The sequence below is a fragment of the Achromobacter sp. NCFB-sbj8-Ac1-l genome, assembly GCF_052695805.1.
Genome location: NZ_CP199812.1, coordinates 283,367 through 296,872 on the forward strand (window position 1 = coordinate 283,367; position 13,506 = coordinate 296,872).

General features: G+C 67.5%; 16 protein-coding genes. 9 read left to right on the forward strand and 7 right to left on the reverse strand.

The features are described 5' to 3' along the window. Window positions 1-5 precede the first annotated feature (5 nt). The 3 genes from ACUDP5_RS01360 to sorA form a co-directional block, all read right to left on the reverse strand. On the reverse strand, window positions 6-1,709 hold the full coding sequence (locus ACUDP5_RS01360; RefSeq protein WP_445657997.1) for an MFS transporter: 1,704 nt from the start codon (window positions 1,707-1,709) through the stop codon (window positions 6-8). Between the two features lie 152 nt (window positions 1,710-1,861). After that, window positions 1,862-2,218 carry a SorB family sulfite dehydrogenase c-type cytochrome subunit gene (gene sorB, locus ACUDP5_RS01365; protein WP_263912888.1) on the reverse strand — a complete coding sequence of 119 codons (357 nt, stop codon included), beginning with the start codon at window positions 2,216-2,218 and terminating at the stop codon, window positions 1,862-1,864. Window positions 2,219-2,228: 10 nt separating this feature from the next. Further along, window positions 2,229-3,464, reverse strand: a complete 1,236-nt coding sequence (gene sorA, locus ACUDP5_RS01370; RefSeq protein WP_445657998.1) for a SorA family sulfite dehydrogenase catalytic subunit — start codon at window positions 3,462-3,464, stop codon at window positions 2,229-2,231. A 195-nt stretch (window positions 3,465-3,659) separates the two neighbouring features. On the opposite strand from sorA, the gene ACUDP5_RS01375 reads away from it, so the two are divergent. Then, on the forward strand, window positions 3,660-4,049 hold the full coding sequence (locus tag ACUDP5_RS01375) for a DUF2809 domain-containing protein (protein ID WP_263912890.1): 390 nt from the start codon (window positions 3,660-3,662) through the stop codon (window positions 4,047-4,049). 37 nt (window positions 4,050-4,086) lie between these two features. On the opposite strand, the gene ACUDP5_RS01380 is transcribed toward ACUDP5_RS01375, so the two are convergent. Then, window positions 4,087-4,305, reverse strand: coding sequence for a hypothetical protein (locus ACUDP5_RS01380; protein ID WP_263912891.1), 219 nt, complete (start codon window positions 4,303-4,305; stop codon window positions 4,087-4,089). Between the two features lie 233 nt (window positions 4,306-4,538). Between ACUDP5_RS01380 and ACUDP5_RS01385 the strand changes: the two genes are divergently transcribed. The 4 genes from ACUDP5_RS01385 (at window position 4,539) to ACUDP5_RS01400 (ending at window position 6,396) form a co-directional block, all read left to right on the forward strand. Beyond that, window positions 4,539-5,270 (forward strand): iron-containing redox enzyme family protein, encoded by a 732-nt coding sequence (locus tag ACUDP5_RS01385; protein ID WP_263912892.1) that lies wholly within the window; start codon window positions 4,539-4,541, stop codon window positions 5,268-5,270. A gap of 76 nt (window positions 5,271-5,346) precedes the next feature. Beyond that, window positions 5,347-5,646 carry a (2Fe-2S)-binding protein gene (locus ACUDP5_RS01390; protein ID WP_263912893.1) on the forward strand — a complete coding sequence of 100 codons (300 nt, stop codon included), beginning with the start codon at window positions 5,347-5,349 and terminating at the stop codon, window positions 5,644-5,646. A 49-nt stretch (window positions 5,647-5,695) separates the two neighbouring features. After that, on the forward strand, window positions 5,696-6,031 hold the full coding sequence (locus ACUDP5_RS01395) for a ferredoxin (RefSeq protein WP_263912894.1): 336 nt from the start codon (window positions 5,696-5,698) through the stop codon (window positions 6,029-6,031). Then, a complete protein-coding gene (locus ACUDP5_RS01400) occupies window positions 6,028-6,396 on the forward strand; it encodes a 2Fe-2S iron-sulfur cluster-binding protein (RefSeq protein WP_445657999.1) in 369 nt (122 codons plus the stop codon). Before ACUDP5_RS01395 ends, ACUDP5_RS01400 begins: the two co-directional genes overlap by 4 nt. A 24-nt stretch (window positions 6,397-6,420) precedes the next feature. On the opposite strand, the gene ACUDP5_RS01405 is transcribed toward ACUDP5_RS01400, so the two are convergent. Both ACUDP5_RS01405 and ACUDP5_RS01410 read right to left on the reverse strand, forming a co-directional pair. After that, the gene (locus tag ACUDP5_RS01405; protein WP_263912896.1) at window positions 6,421-7,137 is read right to left on the reverse strand and encodes a GntR family transcriptional regulator; all 717 of its coding nucleotides are present in this window, start codon (window positions 7,135-7,137) and stop codon (window positions 6,421-6,423) included. A gap of 78 nt (window positions 7,138-7,215) precedes the next feature. Next, window positions 7,216-7,953, reverse strand: coding sequence for a sulfite exporter TauE/SafE family protein (locus ACUDP5_RS01410; RefSeq protein ID WP_263912897.1), 738 nt, complete (start codon window positions 7,951-7,953; stop codon window positions 7,216-7,218). 224 nt (window positions 7,954-8,177) lie between these two features. Here ACUDP5_RS01410 and ACUDP5_RS01415 point away from each other — a divergent pair, with 224 nt between their 5' ends. The 4 genes from ACUDP5_RS01415 to ACUDP5_RS01430 all read left to right on the forward strand — a co-directional run bounded on the left by ACUDP5_RS01415 (window position 8,178) and on the right by ACUDP5_RS01430 (window position 12,888). Beyond that, entirely contained in the window at window positions 8,178-9,710 is a 1,533-nt protein-coding gene (locus ACUDP5_RS01415) for a hypothetical protein (protein WP_263912898.1), read from the forward strand. A gap of 175 nt (window positions 9,711-9,885) precedes the next feature. Further along, window positions 9,886-11,346: an aldehyde dehydrogenase family protein gene (locus ACUDP5_RS01420; protein ID WP_445658000.1), complete on the forward strand. Its 1,461-nt coding sequence runs from the start codon at window positions 9,886-9,888 to the stop codon at window positions 11,344-11,346. 23 nt (window positions 11,347-11,369) lie between these two features. After that, window positions 11,370-11,849 carry a GlcG/HbpS family heme-binding protein gene (locus tag ACUDP5_RS01425; protein WP_025139828.1) on the forward strand — a complete coding sequence of 160 codons (480 nt, stop codon included), beginning with the start codon at window positions 11,370-11,372 and terminating at the stop codon, window positions 11,847-11,849. Between the two features lie 22 nt (window positions 11,850-11,871). Continuing rightward, a complete protein-coding gene (locus ACUDP5_RS01430; RefSeq protein ID WP_263912900.1) occupies window positions 11,872-12,888 on the forward strand; it encodes a 2Fe-2S iron-sulfur cluster-binding protein in 1,017 nt (338 codons plus the stop codon). Window positions 12,889-12,909: 21 nt separating this feature from the next. On the opposite strand, the gene ACUDP5_RS01435 is transcribed toward ACUDP5_RS01430, so the two are convergent. Beyond that, window positions 12,910-13,368 (reverse strand): universal stress protein, encoded by a 459-nt coding sequence (locus ACUDP5_RS01435; protein WP_263912901.1) that lies wholly within the window; start codon window positions 13,366-13,368, stop codon window positions 12,910-12,912. Window positions 13,369-13,506: the final 138 nt, after the last annotated feature.

Genomic DNA, 13,506 nt, shown 5'->3' on the forward strand with positions numbered 1-13,506 from the left:
GTGGGTCAGAGGGATTCGGGTTCGCGGCGCAGCGAGAAGCCCTGGGCTTCGTTCATGGCCAGGTAGCTGACATTGCGCGATACCACCGGCGGCTTGTCGCCCGTGTGCAGCGCCCGCAATTGGTCCAGCACGATCTTGTCGGCCAGCGTCAGGCGGTCGAGCATGCGCAGGTATTGCATCCAGCTTTCCACCAGGAAGACCTCGCGCCAGACGCCTTCGCGTTCCAGGTCGCGAAACAGCTGCCATTGCTGGGCGCCGTTGCGCAGCCGCAGCTGACGCAGGGGGCCGGCTGCGCGGATCAGGTCAGAGAGCTTTTCCTGGGCGATCAGGTATTCCACGGCGACCAGCACCGCGCCGTGCTGGGTGTTGAAGCCCGCGGCCGACAGGGCCGGCTCGGTGCTGTCGGCGCGCGCCAGCGATTGCGTGTCGACCTGCTCGGGCAGGCGCGAGCGGTACAGCAGGGCGACGGTGATGCCCAGCATGATGCCGGCTGCCGACAGGGCGCCGGACACGCCCATGGTGCCGGCGAAATGGCCCCACATGAACGAGCCGGCCGCCAGCCCGCCGAAGATGGCGGTCTGGTACAGCGCCAGCGAACGCGCCTTCACCCAGTCGGGCACCAGCATCTGCACCGTGGTGTTGTAGGTGGCCAGCACCCCGATCCAGCAGCCGCCGGACAGCAGCAGCGCGGGAAACGCCACCCACAGGGTGGTGGTCGTGCCCAGCGCCAGCAGGCAGGCCGCGAGCAGGCCGGCGGCGGCGCTGACCAGGCCGCCGGCGCCCCAGGCGGCCTGCAACCGGCGGACCACGGCGCTGCCCAGGATGGCCCCCACGCCCAGCGCGCCCAGCATGTAGCCGTACAGCAGCGCGTTGCCGTCTTCGTGGCCATAGGCCAGCAGCGGCAGCAGCGCCCACAGGGCGCTGGCCGACAGGCCGAAGGCAAAGGCCCGCAGCATCACCAGCCGCGTCACGGTGGAATGCTGGGTGTAGCGCAGCGCGGCGATCACGCCTTCGAACAGCCGTTCGGGCGGCAGGCGCCGTTCGGGAATGTCGCGGCGCCAGCGCCAGATGGCCCAGATCAGGCCGGCGTAGCAGACGCAGTTCAGCAGGAACACGGTGGGCGCGCCCGTGGCGCCCAGCAGCAGGCCGCCGATGGCGGGGCCGACGGCGCGCGCCACGTTGAAGTTCACGCTGTTCAGCAGCACCGCGCTGCCGACATGGGCGCGCGGCACCTGTTCGCCCACCGCGGCCTGCCAGGCGGGCGTGACGACGGCGCTGCCGATGGCGATGCAGAACACCGAGATGATCAGGGTGACCGGGTGCAAGAGGCCGGCGAACGCCAGGATGGTGATGAAGATGCCGCCGGCCAGTTCCAGCAGCATGCCCGTCAGCATGACCTTGCGGCGGTCGTAGTTGTCGGCCAGCACGCCGGTCAGGATGGACAGCGCCACCAGCGGAAAGGCCGCCGCCACCTGGATCATCGCGACCATCAGCGGGCTGCTCTGTTCGGTGGTGATGACCCAGGCGGCGGCGACGGATTGCGCCCAGGTGCCCAGGTTGGCGAACAGATTGGCGATCCAGATGATGCGGAACGCGGGGAAAGCAAAGGGGGAAAGCGTGCTGACCCGCAGGACGGGCGGGGCGGCGGCGGCGGGCGCCTCGGGCGGCGCGGCGGCCAGATCGGTGTTGGCCGAGACGGGCTGGAGCATGTAGGCCTCTGGGAACCCCGGGGAACGGCGAGCGGGGGCCGTCCAATGGTACGCCTAATAGGGGTCCCGGTTAAGTCGAGGCGAAGGCCGCAATGTGAGGGATTGCGACGCCGTGCGCAGGGGGGCGGCGCGGCGTCTGGGGGGGGGCAGGCTCAGGGCTTGGCGGGCGTTGACGCGGGGGGCGGGTAGGCCTGGTTCAGGTATTGCACGATCAGCGGCACCTGGTCGGCCGGGATGGGGGCGCCGTAGGTGCCGACCATCTTCTTGACCTCGGCGTCCCAGAAGCCGATCGGCATGGGCGGTTGCGACGACAGATAGTCGACCGAGTGGCACATCAGGCACAGGGCGGCGCTTTGGGCGCCGGGGCCGGTGCCGGGGTGCAGGGTGGCGGTCTCTGCGGGCAGCTGGATGTCCAGGGCGACGGCGGGCGTGGCGGCACCCGCAGCGGCCAGGGCGAGGGCCAGGCCAGCCAGGCGGACGGGGGAAGCGGGGCGAGGGGATCGGGTCATGGCGGGCTCCTTACGCGGCGTCGACGTGCACGGTTTCAACCCCATTGCGCATGTAGCCGGATGGGTTCCAGAGCGGGTCCTGCGGCTGGGTGTCGCCGGCCATGTTGGTGGCGCGCACTTTCAAGGCGTAGGCGCCCGCTTTGTCGGGCGTGAACTCGGCGTGCCATTCGCGAAAGGAATAGCGTCCCAGATCCTGGCCCAGTCTGGCGGCGCGCCAGGTCTTGCCATCGTCGGCCGAGAATTGCACCTCGCGGATGCCGTGGCCGCCGTCGAAGGCGATGCCGCGCACCGCTACCGGCCGGCCGCGCGCGACGCGGGCGCCGTCGGCCAGGCTGGTGATGAAGCTGCGCACGTTGTAGCGGCCGATGGGCCGGGTCTTTTCCGGCGCCTTGCCCGCGGGGGTACAGGCGCAGTCGTTGTCGGGGATGCGATAGGCCTTCTGCATCCAGAAGCCGTCGAATTCGGTGTCCAGCACCTTGATGTCGGCCAGGTGCTTGACCCAGTAGGTGCCGTAGTAGCCCGGCACCACCAGCCGCACGGGATAGCCGTTGAGCATGGGCAGGTCGGCGCCGTTCATGGCGTAGGCCAGCATGACCTCACCGTCCAGCGCGTGGGGCGCGTCCAGGGCCTTGATGAATTCGGGCGTGCCAGGCAGGACGGGCCGGTCCAGCCCTTCGAAGGTGACCTGGCGGGCGCCGGCCTGGATGCCGGCTTTTTCCAGGATGCGCTTGAGCGGAATACCCAGCCAGCGGGCATTGCCCATGGCGCCGTTGCCCAGCTGGCCGCCGCCCACGCGGGGCTCGAAAAAGCCGCGGCTGTTGCCGGAACATTGGGTGACGGCCACCAGCTCGACCGGCGCGCCGAACTGCTGCTTCAGGTCGACCAGCGACAATTCCAGCGGTGTGCCGACCTTGCCGCTGACGCGCAGCCGGTAGGTGGCCGGGTCGATGGCGGTGGGAATGTTGCCCAGGTGATAGCGCACGAAGAACGCGTCGTTGGGCGTGATGAGGCCGTCGTTGAACACCGCGAACGGCGTTTCCAGTTGCGGCGGCCGCGAGGTCTGGCGGATCAGGGGGCGTTTCTGGGGGTAGGCGATCAGGTCGCGTTCGCCATTGGCGAACGGCAGCGTGACGGTGGCCGGGGCGGCCAGGCTGGTCAGGGCGTGGCCGGCCAGCGTGCCGGCCGCGCCCACGGTACAGGCTTGACGCAGGAAGCGTCGGCGCCCATCCGGGTCGAATGTGCTCATGCTTGTCTCCTCGTTGTTTTCTAGTACCCTGCCCCTCGCGGCGCGGTCGGATCAGGCTACGCCTGACGGGCTGACAACGGGGTGAACAGCGCCTGGATTGTCATGTTCGCCGTTCCAATAACCGAGTTTTTCGCACGACATGCCCCAACGGGCGCCGGCCTGCCGGCCGCCGTGACAACCGCCCTTGCCGACACGATGAGACTGACCTTCAACCGATCCGCTTTTGCCGCCCTCCTGGCCGTGACCCTGCTGGAGGCACTGATCGCCACCTTGGGCAGGCCCTACCCGCTGTTGCGCGGTTTCGTGGGCGACGTGGTGGCCGTGGGCTGGGCCTACCTGGTGTATCGCAGCTTCATCCGCGCAGGCGTGCTGCCGCTGGCGGTGGCCGCGCTGTTGACGGGTTACGCGGTGGAGTTCGGTCAGTACCTGGCCCGTCACTTCGGCTGGCGCATCGAGCAGCCGGTGCTGCGCGTCGTCCTGGGCAGCGTGCCCGACTGGTGGGACATGCTGGCCTACACGCTGGGATTTTTCCTGGTGCTGTTATTGGCTGGAATCCAGCGGCGCCGGGAGTTGCGCGCGGCCTAGCACGCCAGCGCGCGTGGTGCGCATCCCATCAGGCGGTTCAGCCCGCCTGCCCCACCGGCGCGTCATTGCGGCCATTGTTTGCCTGGCCGGTGGGCTTGGCCAGCGGCTGCAACCGTTCGCTGCGCAGCGGCGCGAAGCATTCCGACCAGGACTTGGGCAGCAGCGGCGTCGCGTGGCGCACGGCGTCGCGGCGAGCGTAGTGGGCCAACAGTTGCTGGCCGATCGGGGCGTCTCCCAGGGGATGGCGGTTCTTCATGGTATTTCCGTATTGCATTGAAAGTGTATTCATTGTACTGCACTGCGCACACTTGGATCAAACCCGAGCAGGCGCTGCAAGTCCTTGATAACAGAGGGTCGGTCCCTTTATATGGCCGAAACGGACGGGAATACCCTAGGCGACTAAAACGGTAGACGGTATACAATGTTCATCATCGGCCAAGGGCAGCATCCGGCCGGCCCCCCTCTCCCCCTTAGGACCTGGAGCGCGTCATGGCAGAACTGATGAACCGAGATGAATTTCGTAGCGCGTTGGAAAACGCGATCAAGGGCAAAAGCGCCAACGCTTCGCCCTTTTCCATTGCCTGGGCTGAAGGCAAGCTCACCCGCCAGCATCTGCAGCGCTGGGCCGAAAACCACTACCACTACGTCGGTCCGTTCGCCGACTACCTGGGCTACCTGTATGCCCGCACGCCGGACACCTACACCGAAGCCAAGGATTTCCTCCTGGCGAACATGTACGAAGAGGAAATCGGCGGCGACCGCCACACCGACCTGCTGATTCGCTTTGCCGAAGCCTGCGGCACCACCCGCGAACGCGTGACCAACCCCGACAACATGTCGCCCACCACGCGGGCGCTGCAAAGCTGGTGCTACGCCGTGGCCATGCGCGAAGACCCCATCGTGGCCGTGGCCGGCCTGGTGGTGGGCCTGGAATCGCAGGTGCCGTCCATCTACCGCAAGCAGACGCCGACCCTGCGCGAAAAATACGGCTTTACCGACGAAGAAGTCGAATTCTTCGACCTGCACATCGTGTCCGACGAAATCCACGGCGAACGCGGCTACCAGATCGTGCTGGAACATGCCAACACGGTGGACCTGCAACAGCGCTGCCTGAAGATCTGCGAAATCGGCGCGCAGATGCGGTTGCTGTACACCACCGCGCTCTATACCGACTACGTGCAGCAGGAAATCGCGCTGCCCGAACTGGGCCTGGCCGCCTGATCCCCCCTTGGCCCTGGCGCCGCCTGCGCAGCCTGCGTGGGCGCCGCCACGGCCGCCGATACGGATACCCCGATCCATGCCCACCGTTGTATTCCACAAAGGCGGCCAGACCTACACCGGCGAGGTGCAGGACAACACCAATCTGGTCGTGCGCGCCGGCATCCGGCAGTTTCCCTTTCCGCACCTGCGCTACGAGTGCGGCATGGGCAAGTGTGCCAAATGCGCCTGCCGTGTGCTGGCGGGGGGCGAACACCTGCCGCCCGTGAACTGGAAAGAAAAAAAGCAGCTGGGCGAGCGCATCGACGATGGTTACCGGCTGGTGTGCCAGCTATGGATCGGCCACGACGTCGAGCTGGCCCAGGACGCGGAAGGCTAAAGACCTTGCGTCGCGTTTCGCACCCGACCGACTTCACCAGGAAGCCCGCATGAATTCAGGCGATGCGCCCTACGTGATCCTGACGACCAAGCCCGGCGTGTTCCGCACCGAGGTGGGCGAGGACGCCGAGATCATCGAAACCTACGACTACACCTGCGGCGGTCGAACGCGCGCGGTGTTCAGCATTGCACGGCTGGCCAGGCCGACGCGGCTGGTCGTCACCGAAGAGACGCCGCCGTACGTCGTGAACCGCGTGCCGTCCAAGTTCCTGGATCACTTCGCCTCGATCGAGGCGGCGCGCCGCGAACTCGATCACCTGACGCGATTCGGCAGCAGCGACACCACTTTGACGCGACGCGCCCATGCCGTCGCCGCGGAGCATTGAGCAGCATGGTCAAGATCACCTTTCTTTCGAACGGCGGCAAGGTCGCCAGCGCGCCCGAAAACAGCAATCTGCTGCGCGTGTCGCTCAAGGAGCGCGGCGGCATTCCGTTCAAGTGCGGCGGTGGGCTGTGCGGCACCTGCAAATGCCGCATCGAACAGGGGTTGGAAAACACCGACGCCATCAAGCCCAAGGAACGCAAGCATCTGCGGCCCGAGGATTTCGAGGCCGGCTACCGCATGGCGTGCCAGACTTTCGTGCTGGGCGACGTGGCGGTGTCGTGGGGGGGGCAGAACGGCAAGGACGTGGTGGTCGAGCCGACCAACGCGCCGGTGGCCGCGGAGCCCGCCGCACAGGCGGATTCGTGATTGCGGGATGCGCCGCCGGGCCGCTCAGGCGGCCGATGAATGCGCCTGGCGGGTGTCGGTGTAGGCCTTGGCGGCGTTGTGCACGTGCTGGCTGGCCAGCAGCGCGGCCAGGTCGCCGTTGCCGGCGATGACGGCGTTCAGGATCTGCGAGTGTTCGTCCCAGTTCTGCTTGGCCCGGTGCATGTTGCTGGGCGCGAACAGCAGCGCGGTGCGGTCGCGCAGTGAGCGCATCAGGTCGGTCAGCACCACGTTGCCGCCGATGGTGGCCAGCATTTCGTGGAACTGCGAATTCAGCGCCAGGAACTTGTCCAGCTGCTCGCTGCGCGCGGCCTCGGTGCCTTCGCGCAGGAAGGCCTGCAGGCGTTCCACCGTTTTGTCGTCGCGACGCTGCGCGGCCAGCTTGGCGTTCAGGCCTTCGAGCGTGGCGCGCACTTCGACCATGTCGTAGGCCACCGCGTCGGACAGCACCGACACCGACGCCCCGCGGCGCGGCTCGATGGTGACCAGGCCTTCGGCGGCCAGCGCGCGCAGCGCTTCGCGCACCGGGATGCGCGACACCCCCATTTCTTCGGACAGGCGGCCTTCGACCAGCCGGTCTCCCGGCGTGAATTCGCCGCTGAGGATGCGCTCGCGCAGCTTGTCGCGGATGACCGCGAACAACTGCGGGTGCTGCTCGCCGATCTTCAGCGAGGCAGAAGGCTGCGTGTCTACGGCTTGCGGGCTGACGGGCATGGTGGTCATGGCGAGCAGGTGGGGTGGAATGGATACAGTCTTCATTGTATTACCGGGTTGTATCACCCGGCCATGCGGGCGGGGGCGTCAACCCGTCCACAGGGCCTTGGCGATGACGCCCAGTGCCCCCACGGCGCAGGCGCCCAGCAGCACGCCGCGCACGGCGCGCGGCGGCAGAAGCCCGCGCAGGCGGCTGGACACGGCAAAGCCGGCCAGCAGGAAGGGCGCCAGGCTGAGGGCCAGGCCGGCATGGTAGCCGGTGTAGCGATCGGCCAGCGCCAGCATGGCCAGCGAGAAGATCGAACCCAGGAACAAGACCATGCCCAGCGTGGCGCGCAGCCGCGCGGGCTCGGCGTGCTGCAGCACGATGGCGATGGGCGGGGCGCCCACCGAGGTCATGGTGCCCATGATGCCCGAGGCCACGCCGGCGCCCGACACGCGGCCTGGCGTGGCGGTAAAGCGCAGGCCGGCCAGGCTGAGCGCGACCGCGGCCAGGATCATCGTGGCGAACAGCAGGCCCAGGGCCTGGGCCGAAAAGCGGGCCATGGCATAGACGGCGATCAGCGTGCCGGCGGCCCGGCCCGTCAGGGCATAGCCCACTGCGGGCCAGTCGATCGCGGCGCGCTCGCGCAGGGCGGTCAGCAGGGAAATGAAGCCGCCCAGCGTCAGGAGCGGACCGGGCGCCAGTTGGGGAAAGCACAGGGCGGCGACCGGTGCGGCGAACATGGCGAAACCGATGCCGCCTACGCCCTGGGCCAGCGCAGCGCCGAACACCACGACGGCCATGGCTGCGTAGTGCCATAAATCAGGGACGAACGTTGTCATGCCTGCACGCCTATTTTGTATACGGTAGTCTAAGTGAAACATCAACATGCACCAAAACTGGGCAGGATGCACCCGTTAGTGCGCTGATTTTCCTGGGATATTCAAGAAATTTTCAGAATTATCGGTTTCCCTAGGCATCTCATATTTCGATGGGTATGCGGCCAAACAAAATATAGTATACCGACGTGGCGACTTAACAGCCACGTCGACAAGGGGAAACACGCATGCAATCGGACGTCGTGCTCAACGCCGCTCACTGGGTGTATCTGGCCAGTGTGGCCGCCATCATCCTGACGATGATCCTGCGGGCCAACGTGGTGGTGCCGTCGGTGATCGGCACTTTCCTGGTGGTGCTGGCCATCACGGGCAACCCGATCAGTGGTTTGATCGGCATTTTTTCGGCCAGCTTCGTGGCGGCCAAAGAGCTTTTCAACATCTTTCTGGTCATCACCTTCATGACCGCGTTGCTCAACGCGCTCAAGACGTTGCAGGCGGACGTGCGCATGGTGCAGCCGTTTCGGCGGGTGATGCGGGGCGGCCATTCGTCGTTCATCATCCTGGCGCTCTGTACTTATGTAATTTCGCTGTTCTTCTGGCCCACGCCGGCGGTGCCGCTGGTGTCCGCGATCCTGCTGCCCGCGGCCATCGCGGCGGGCCTGCCACCCCTGGCGGGCGCGATGGCGATCGCCATCGCCGGGCAGGGCATGGCGTTGTCGTCGGACTATGTCATCGGCGTGGCGCCGGGCATCAGCGCCAAGGCGGCGGGCGCGGCGGTCAGCGCGGCCGTGGTGGCGGACCGCGCGCTGGTGCTGTCCCTGATCACCGGCGCGGTGGCGCTGACCGCCGCCTACCTGCTGATCCGCAAGCACATCGTGGCGGCCGACCCGGCGCTGCTGTCGGCCTGGCAGGCGCGGGCGCAGGACGGCAGCCTGGCCGAGATCGAGCACTCGGGCTCGTTCGACAAGGCGGAACTGGCGCGCGGCACCATGGGAGCCAACCCCACGCTGCCGCGCGGCCCCGGGCTGGACGAGGCCGAACGGCGCCGCGTGCGCTGGTCGCGCGTGTTCGCGGTCGTGACGCCGCTGGCATTCCTGGGCGTGATCGCCGTGATGGTGGTGCCGCGGCTGGTTCCCGGCCTGCCGGCCCTGCGCGGCGGTGATGCCGCGGCGCTGGTGGGCGGCGTGGCCTTCGTGGTGATGATGCTCGTGACGCTGGCGGCCGAAGGCCCGCGCAAGATGCTGGACGTGTGCCCCGAGCACGTCACCGACGGCTTCGTGTTCGCTTTCAAGGCCATGGGCTCGGTGCTGCCGATTGCCGGCTTCTTCTTCGTGGGTGCCAATGAAACCGCGGCGCAGATCCTGGGCATGCCCCAGGCGCAGGCGCCGGGCCTGCTGTTCGAAGTGATTTCGGCCGCGCAGCACCTGATTCCTGAAAACCACTTCCTGGTCGCCTTCGGTGTGCTGCTGGTGGGCATGATCACCGGCATCGATGGCTCGGGTTTCGCCGGCCTGCCGCTGACGGGCACGCTGTCGGGCGCGCTGGGCCCGGTGGTGGGGGTGGACGCGGCCACGCTGGCGGCGGTGGGCCAGATGGGCGCGGTCTGGACGGGCGGCGGCACGCTGATCGCCTGGTCCTCGTTGATTGCGGTGGCCGGCTTTGCGCGGGTGCACGTGCTGTCGCTGGTGCGGGCGCTGCTGCTGCCGGTGCTGCTGGCGCTGTTCGTGTCCACCATCTGCGCCGTCCTGATCTGGCGGTGAGCGAGGGGTCCGGCCTCTCGGGGTACGGCCTTCCGGGGTACGGCCCTCCGGGGCTCCGCCTGCCTCCGGGTTTACGCCGATCGAATAGCTTGGATTAAAGTATACAATGTTCAGAAACTACCTCAGACGGCCCATTTCCGGGCACCCCGGCCAGCCCGGCAAAGGAAGGACACCCGTGGACGATCTTTCGCAGCAGGAATTCCGCAACCATATCGGCGGCGAGTGGCTGGCGTGCGCCTCGGGCGCCACCGCACCCAATCTCAATCCGGCCGACACGACGGACGTGGTGGGGCGGTTTCCGCTGTCGGACGCCACCGACGGCGCCCGGGCGGTGGACGCGGCGCAGGCGGCGTTCGCCGCCTGGCGCGACACGCCGATCTCCAAGCGCGCCGCCATCCTCTTTCGCGCCGCCCAATACCTGGAAGACCACGTCGACGGCGTGGCGCGGGAACTGACCCGCGAAGAAGGCAAGGGCCTGGCGCTGGCGCGCGACGAAGTGCTGCGATCGGCCCAGACGATCCGCTTCTATGCCGTGGAAGGGCAGTCGTTCACCGGCGAGACCTTCGTCAACGACGACCCGGACATGGTGGTCTACAGCCAGCGCGAGCCGCTTGGCGTGGTGACGGTGATTTCGCCGTGGAATTTCCCGATCTCGATCCCCGCGCGCAAGATCGCCCCGGCGCTGATCAGCGGCAATACGGTGGTCTTCAAGCCGTCGTCGGACGCGCCGCTGTCGGGCTACCGGCTGGCCGAAGCCTTCGTGCAGGCCGGGCTGCCCGCGGGCGTGCTGAACCTGGTCATCGGCCCGGCGTCCAAAGTGGGGCCGTCCATCACCACCGCGCCGGCGGTACGTGCGATTTCGTTCACTGGATCCACCGCCGCGGGCGAGCAGATCCACCGCGGCGCCGGCCTGACCACCCGCACGCAAATGGAGCTGGGCGGCAAGAACCCGCTGATCGTGCTGGCCGACGCCGACCTGGACCGTGCGGTGGACCTGGCGGTGAAGGGCGGCTTTTCGCTGTCGGGCCAGGCCTGCACCGGCACCAGCCGGCTGCTGGTCGACCGCAAGGTGCTGCCCGCCTTTACCGACAAGCTGCTGGCGCGGATGAAGGCGCTGACCATCGGCAACGGCCTGGACGGCAATTTCGACCTGGGCCCGCTGGCGACGCAGAAGCAGCTGGACACGGTGTTGAGCTACGTGGCGGTGGGCAAGCAGGAGGCCACCCATCTGCTGGGCGGCGATCGCCTGACTGGCGAAGGATTCGACCGCGGCTTTTACGTGACGCCGGCCCTGTTCACGGACGTGACGCAGCAGATGCGGATCGCCCGCGAGGAAATCTTCGGCCCGGTGCTGGCCCTGATTGCGGTGGATGGCTACGACGAAGCCATCGCCTGCGCCAACGACACCGAGTACGGCCTGTCGGCCGCCATCGCCACGACCGATGCACGCTATGCGCATCGCTTCGCCCGCGACATCCAGGCCGGCACCGTGAAGATCAACCGCACCACCACCGGCAACCTCATCAACGCGCCGTTCGGTGGCCTGAAAAGTTCCAGCACGTCGACGTTCCGCGAGTCGGGCCGCGTCGGGCTGGAGTTCTACACGCAGATCAAGACCGTCTACCGCGCCGGCTGACGGCCAACCTGGGAATCGCAGACATGAAGCAGATCTATCGCCTGGAACTGGAAGAAGCGCGCGCCATGGTGCGCGCGGCCATCGCCCGATCGGAACAGATCGGCGTGCTGGAATCAGTGTGCATCGTCGACGACGGCGGCTACCCCATAGCGCTGGAACGCATGAACGGCGCCCGCATCACCGGCCCGCAGATCGCCTGGAACAAGGCCTTTACCGCCGCGGGCCACAAGCGCTCGACCCACCTGTTCACCACCCCGCCCAACGGCCCGGCGCTGCCGGGCAACGAGGCTTTTGGCATCCAATGGAGCTTCGAGGGCAAGTTTGCCGCGTTCGTGGGCGGCTTTCCCATCGTGGTCAACGACGAGGTGATCGGCGGAGTGGGCCTGAGCGGCGGCAACGGCGAGCAGGACACCCAGGCCGGCCTGGCGGCGTTGACGGCGCTGGCCGAACTGCTGGAGCCGCACGGCCTTAAAGTGCTGGTGCAGGCGGACATCAAGAAATAACCGACACCCGGCAGGTAACGTCATGGCATACCGCGTGCATATCCTGGAAACCGAACAGACCTTCCTGGTCGAGGAAGGCGAATCCGTGCTGGACGCGGCCACCCGCGCCGCGGTGAAGCTGCCGCACGAATGCACCTTCGGCGGCTGCGGCACCTGCCGCGTGAAGCTGGCGGCGGGGACGGTGACCTACGACGAGTTCCCCATGGCGCTGACGCCGCAAGAGGCGGCCCAGGGCTACGCGCTGGCCTGCCAGGCGCGGCCGCAAAGCGACCTGAGCCTGAGCGTGCCCGACCGGCGCGCCTTCCCCGAGCCACGGCGCCTGCCCGCCCAGGTGCATCGTATTGCGCGGCTGTGCGACGACGTCATTCACCTGACGCTGGCGCTGCCGCCGGACACGCCGCTGGATTACGCGCCGGGCCAGTACATGAATGTGCTGCTGCCGGATGGCGAAACCCGCAGCTTTTCGATGGCGTCGGCCCCGGCCGGCAACCTGGTCGATTTCCATGTGCGCCGCATTCCCGGCGGCCGCTATACCGACCACTGGCTGGGCCAGGCGCAGGCCGGCGCGCCGCTGCAGATCGAGGCGCCGCTGGGCGTCTTCAGCTACCACGAGGAAGACTGGCGGCCGATGATCATGTTGGCCACGGGCACCGGTATCGCCCCGATCAAAGCCATCCTGGAATCGCTGCTGGACAGCGACGATTGCCCGCCGGTGACGCTGTACTGGGGCATGCGCACCGAAGCCGACCTGTACTTGCGTGAAGAGATCGAAAGCTGGGCGGGGCGGCTGTACGAGTTCAATTTCGTGCCCGTGCTGTCGCGCGCGGGCGCGGATTGGCCAGGCCGGCGCGGCCATGTCCAGCAGGCGGTGCTGCAAGATCATGACGACCTGTCGGAACATGCCATCTACCTGTGCGGCGCCCCGGCCATGGTCAGCGAGGCCACCGCATTGCTCGCCGCGCGCGGCGCCAGCCTGGATCACGTGTATGCCGACAGCTTCACGTTCCAGCATGCGGCGGTGGCGGCCGGCCAGGATTGAGCCTGTCCCGCCTGCAACCCCTCAAGCCGCCTTCGGCCGGTCTTGCCGGAACACCAGCACCGGCAGCTTCGTGCGCGCCAGCACCCGCTGGGTTTCGCTGCCCAGGAGGAATCCCGTCATGCCGTGGCGCCCGTGCGAACCCATCACGATCAGGTCGCAATGATGCTGCAGCGACGCTTCGACGATGGCTTCGTGGGGATGGTCGTTGACGGCGACCGCCGTGCTGCAGGGCACCAGGGCGTGGCGCGCCTCCATTTCCAGGCCATCGAGATACGCCGTGGCGTTCTTGCGGGCCTGGTCGGTGGGCGGGGCCTGGTGGGCGCCCAGCATTTCGGCCTGGTAGACCAGCAGGTGGTCTTCCGGAATGGCCCGCAGGATGGTGATCGAAGCCCCCATTTCCTTGGCGAAAACGAGCGCTTGCTTGAAGGCCGATTCGGACGTGAGTGAGCCGTCCACGGCGACGAGCAGATGCCTGTACATGTTGCGTCTCCTTTGAAAAAAGGAAGGTCCAGCAACGGGTGAATTCAGTATAGGCCTGCGCCTGGCCGCAATCCAGTAGTGCGTTGGGAGGAGGGGGAGGCGAGCCGGGCACCTGGCCCGGGGCCTGGCCGGCTGCCC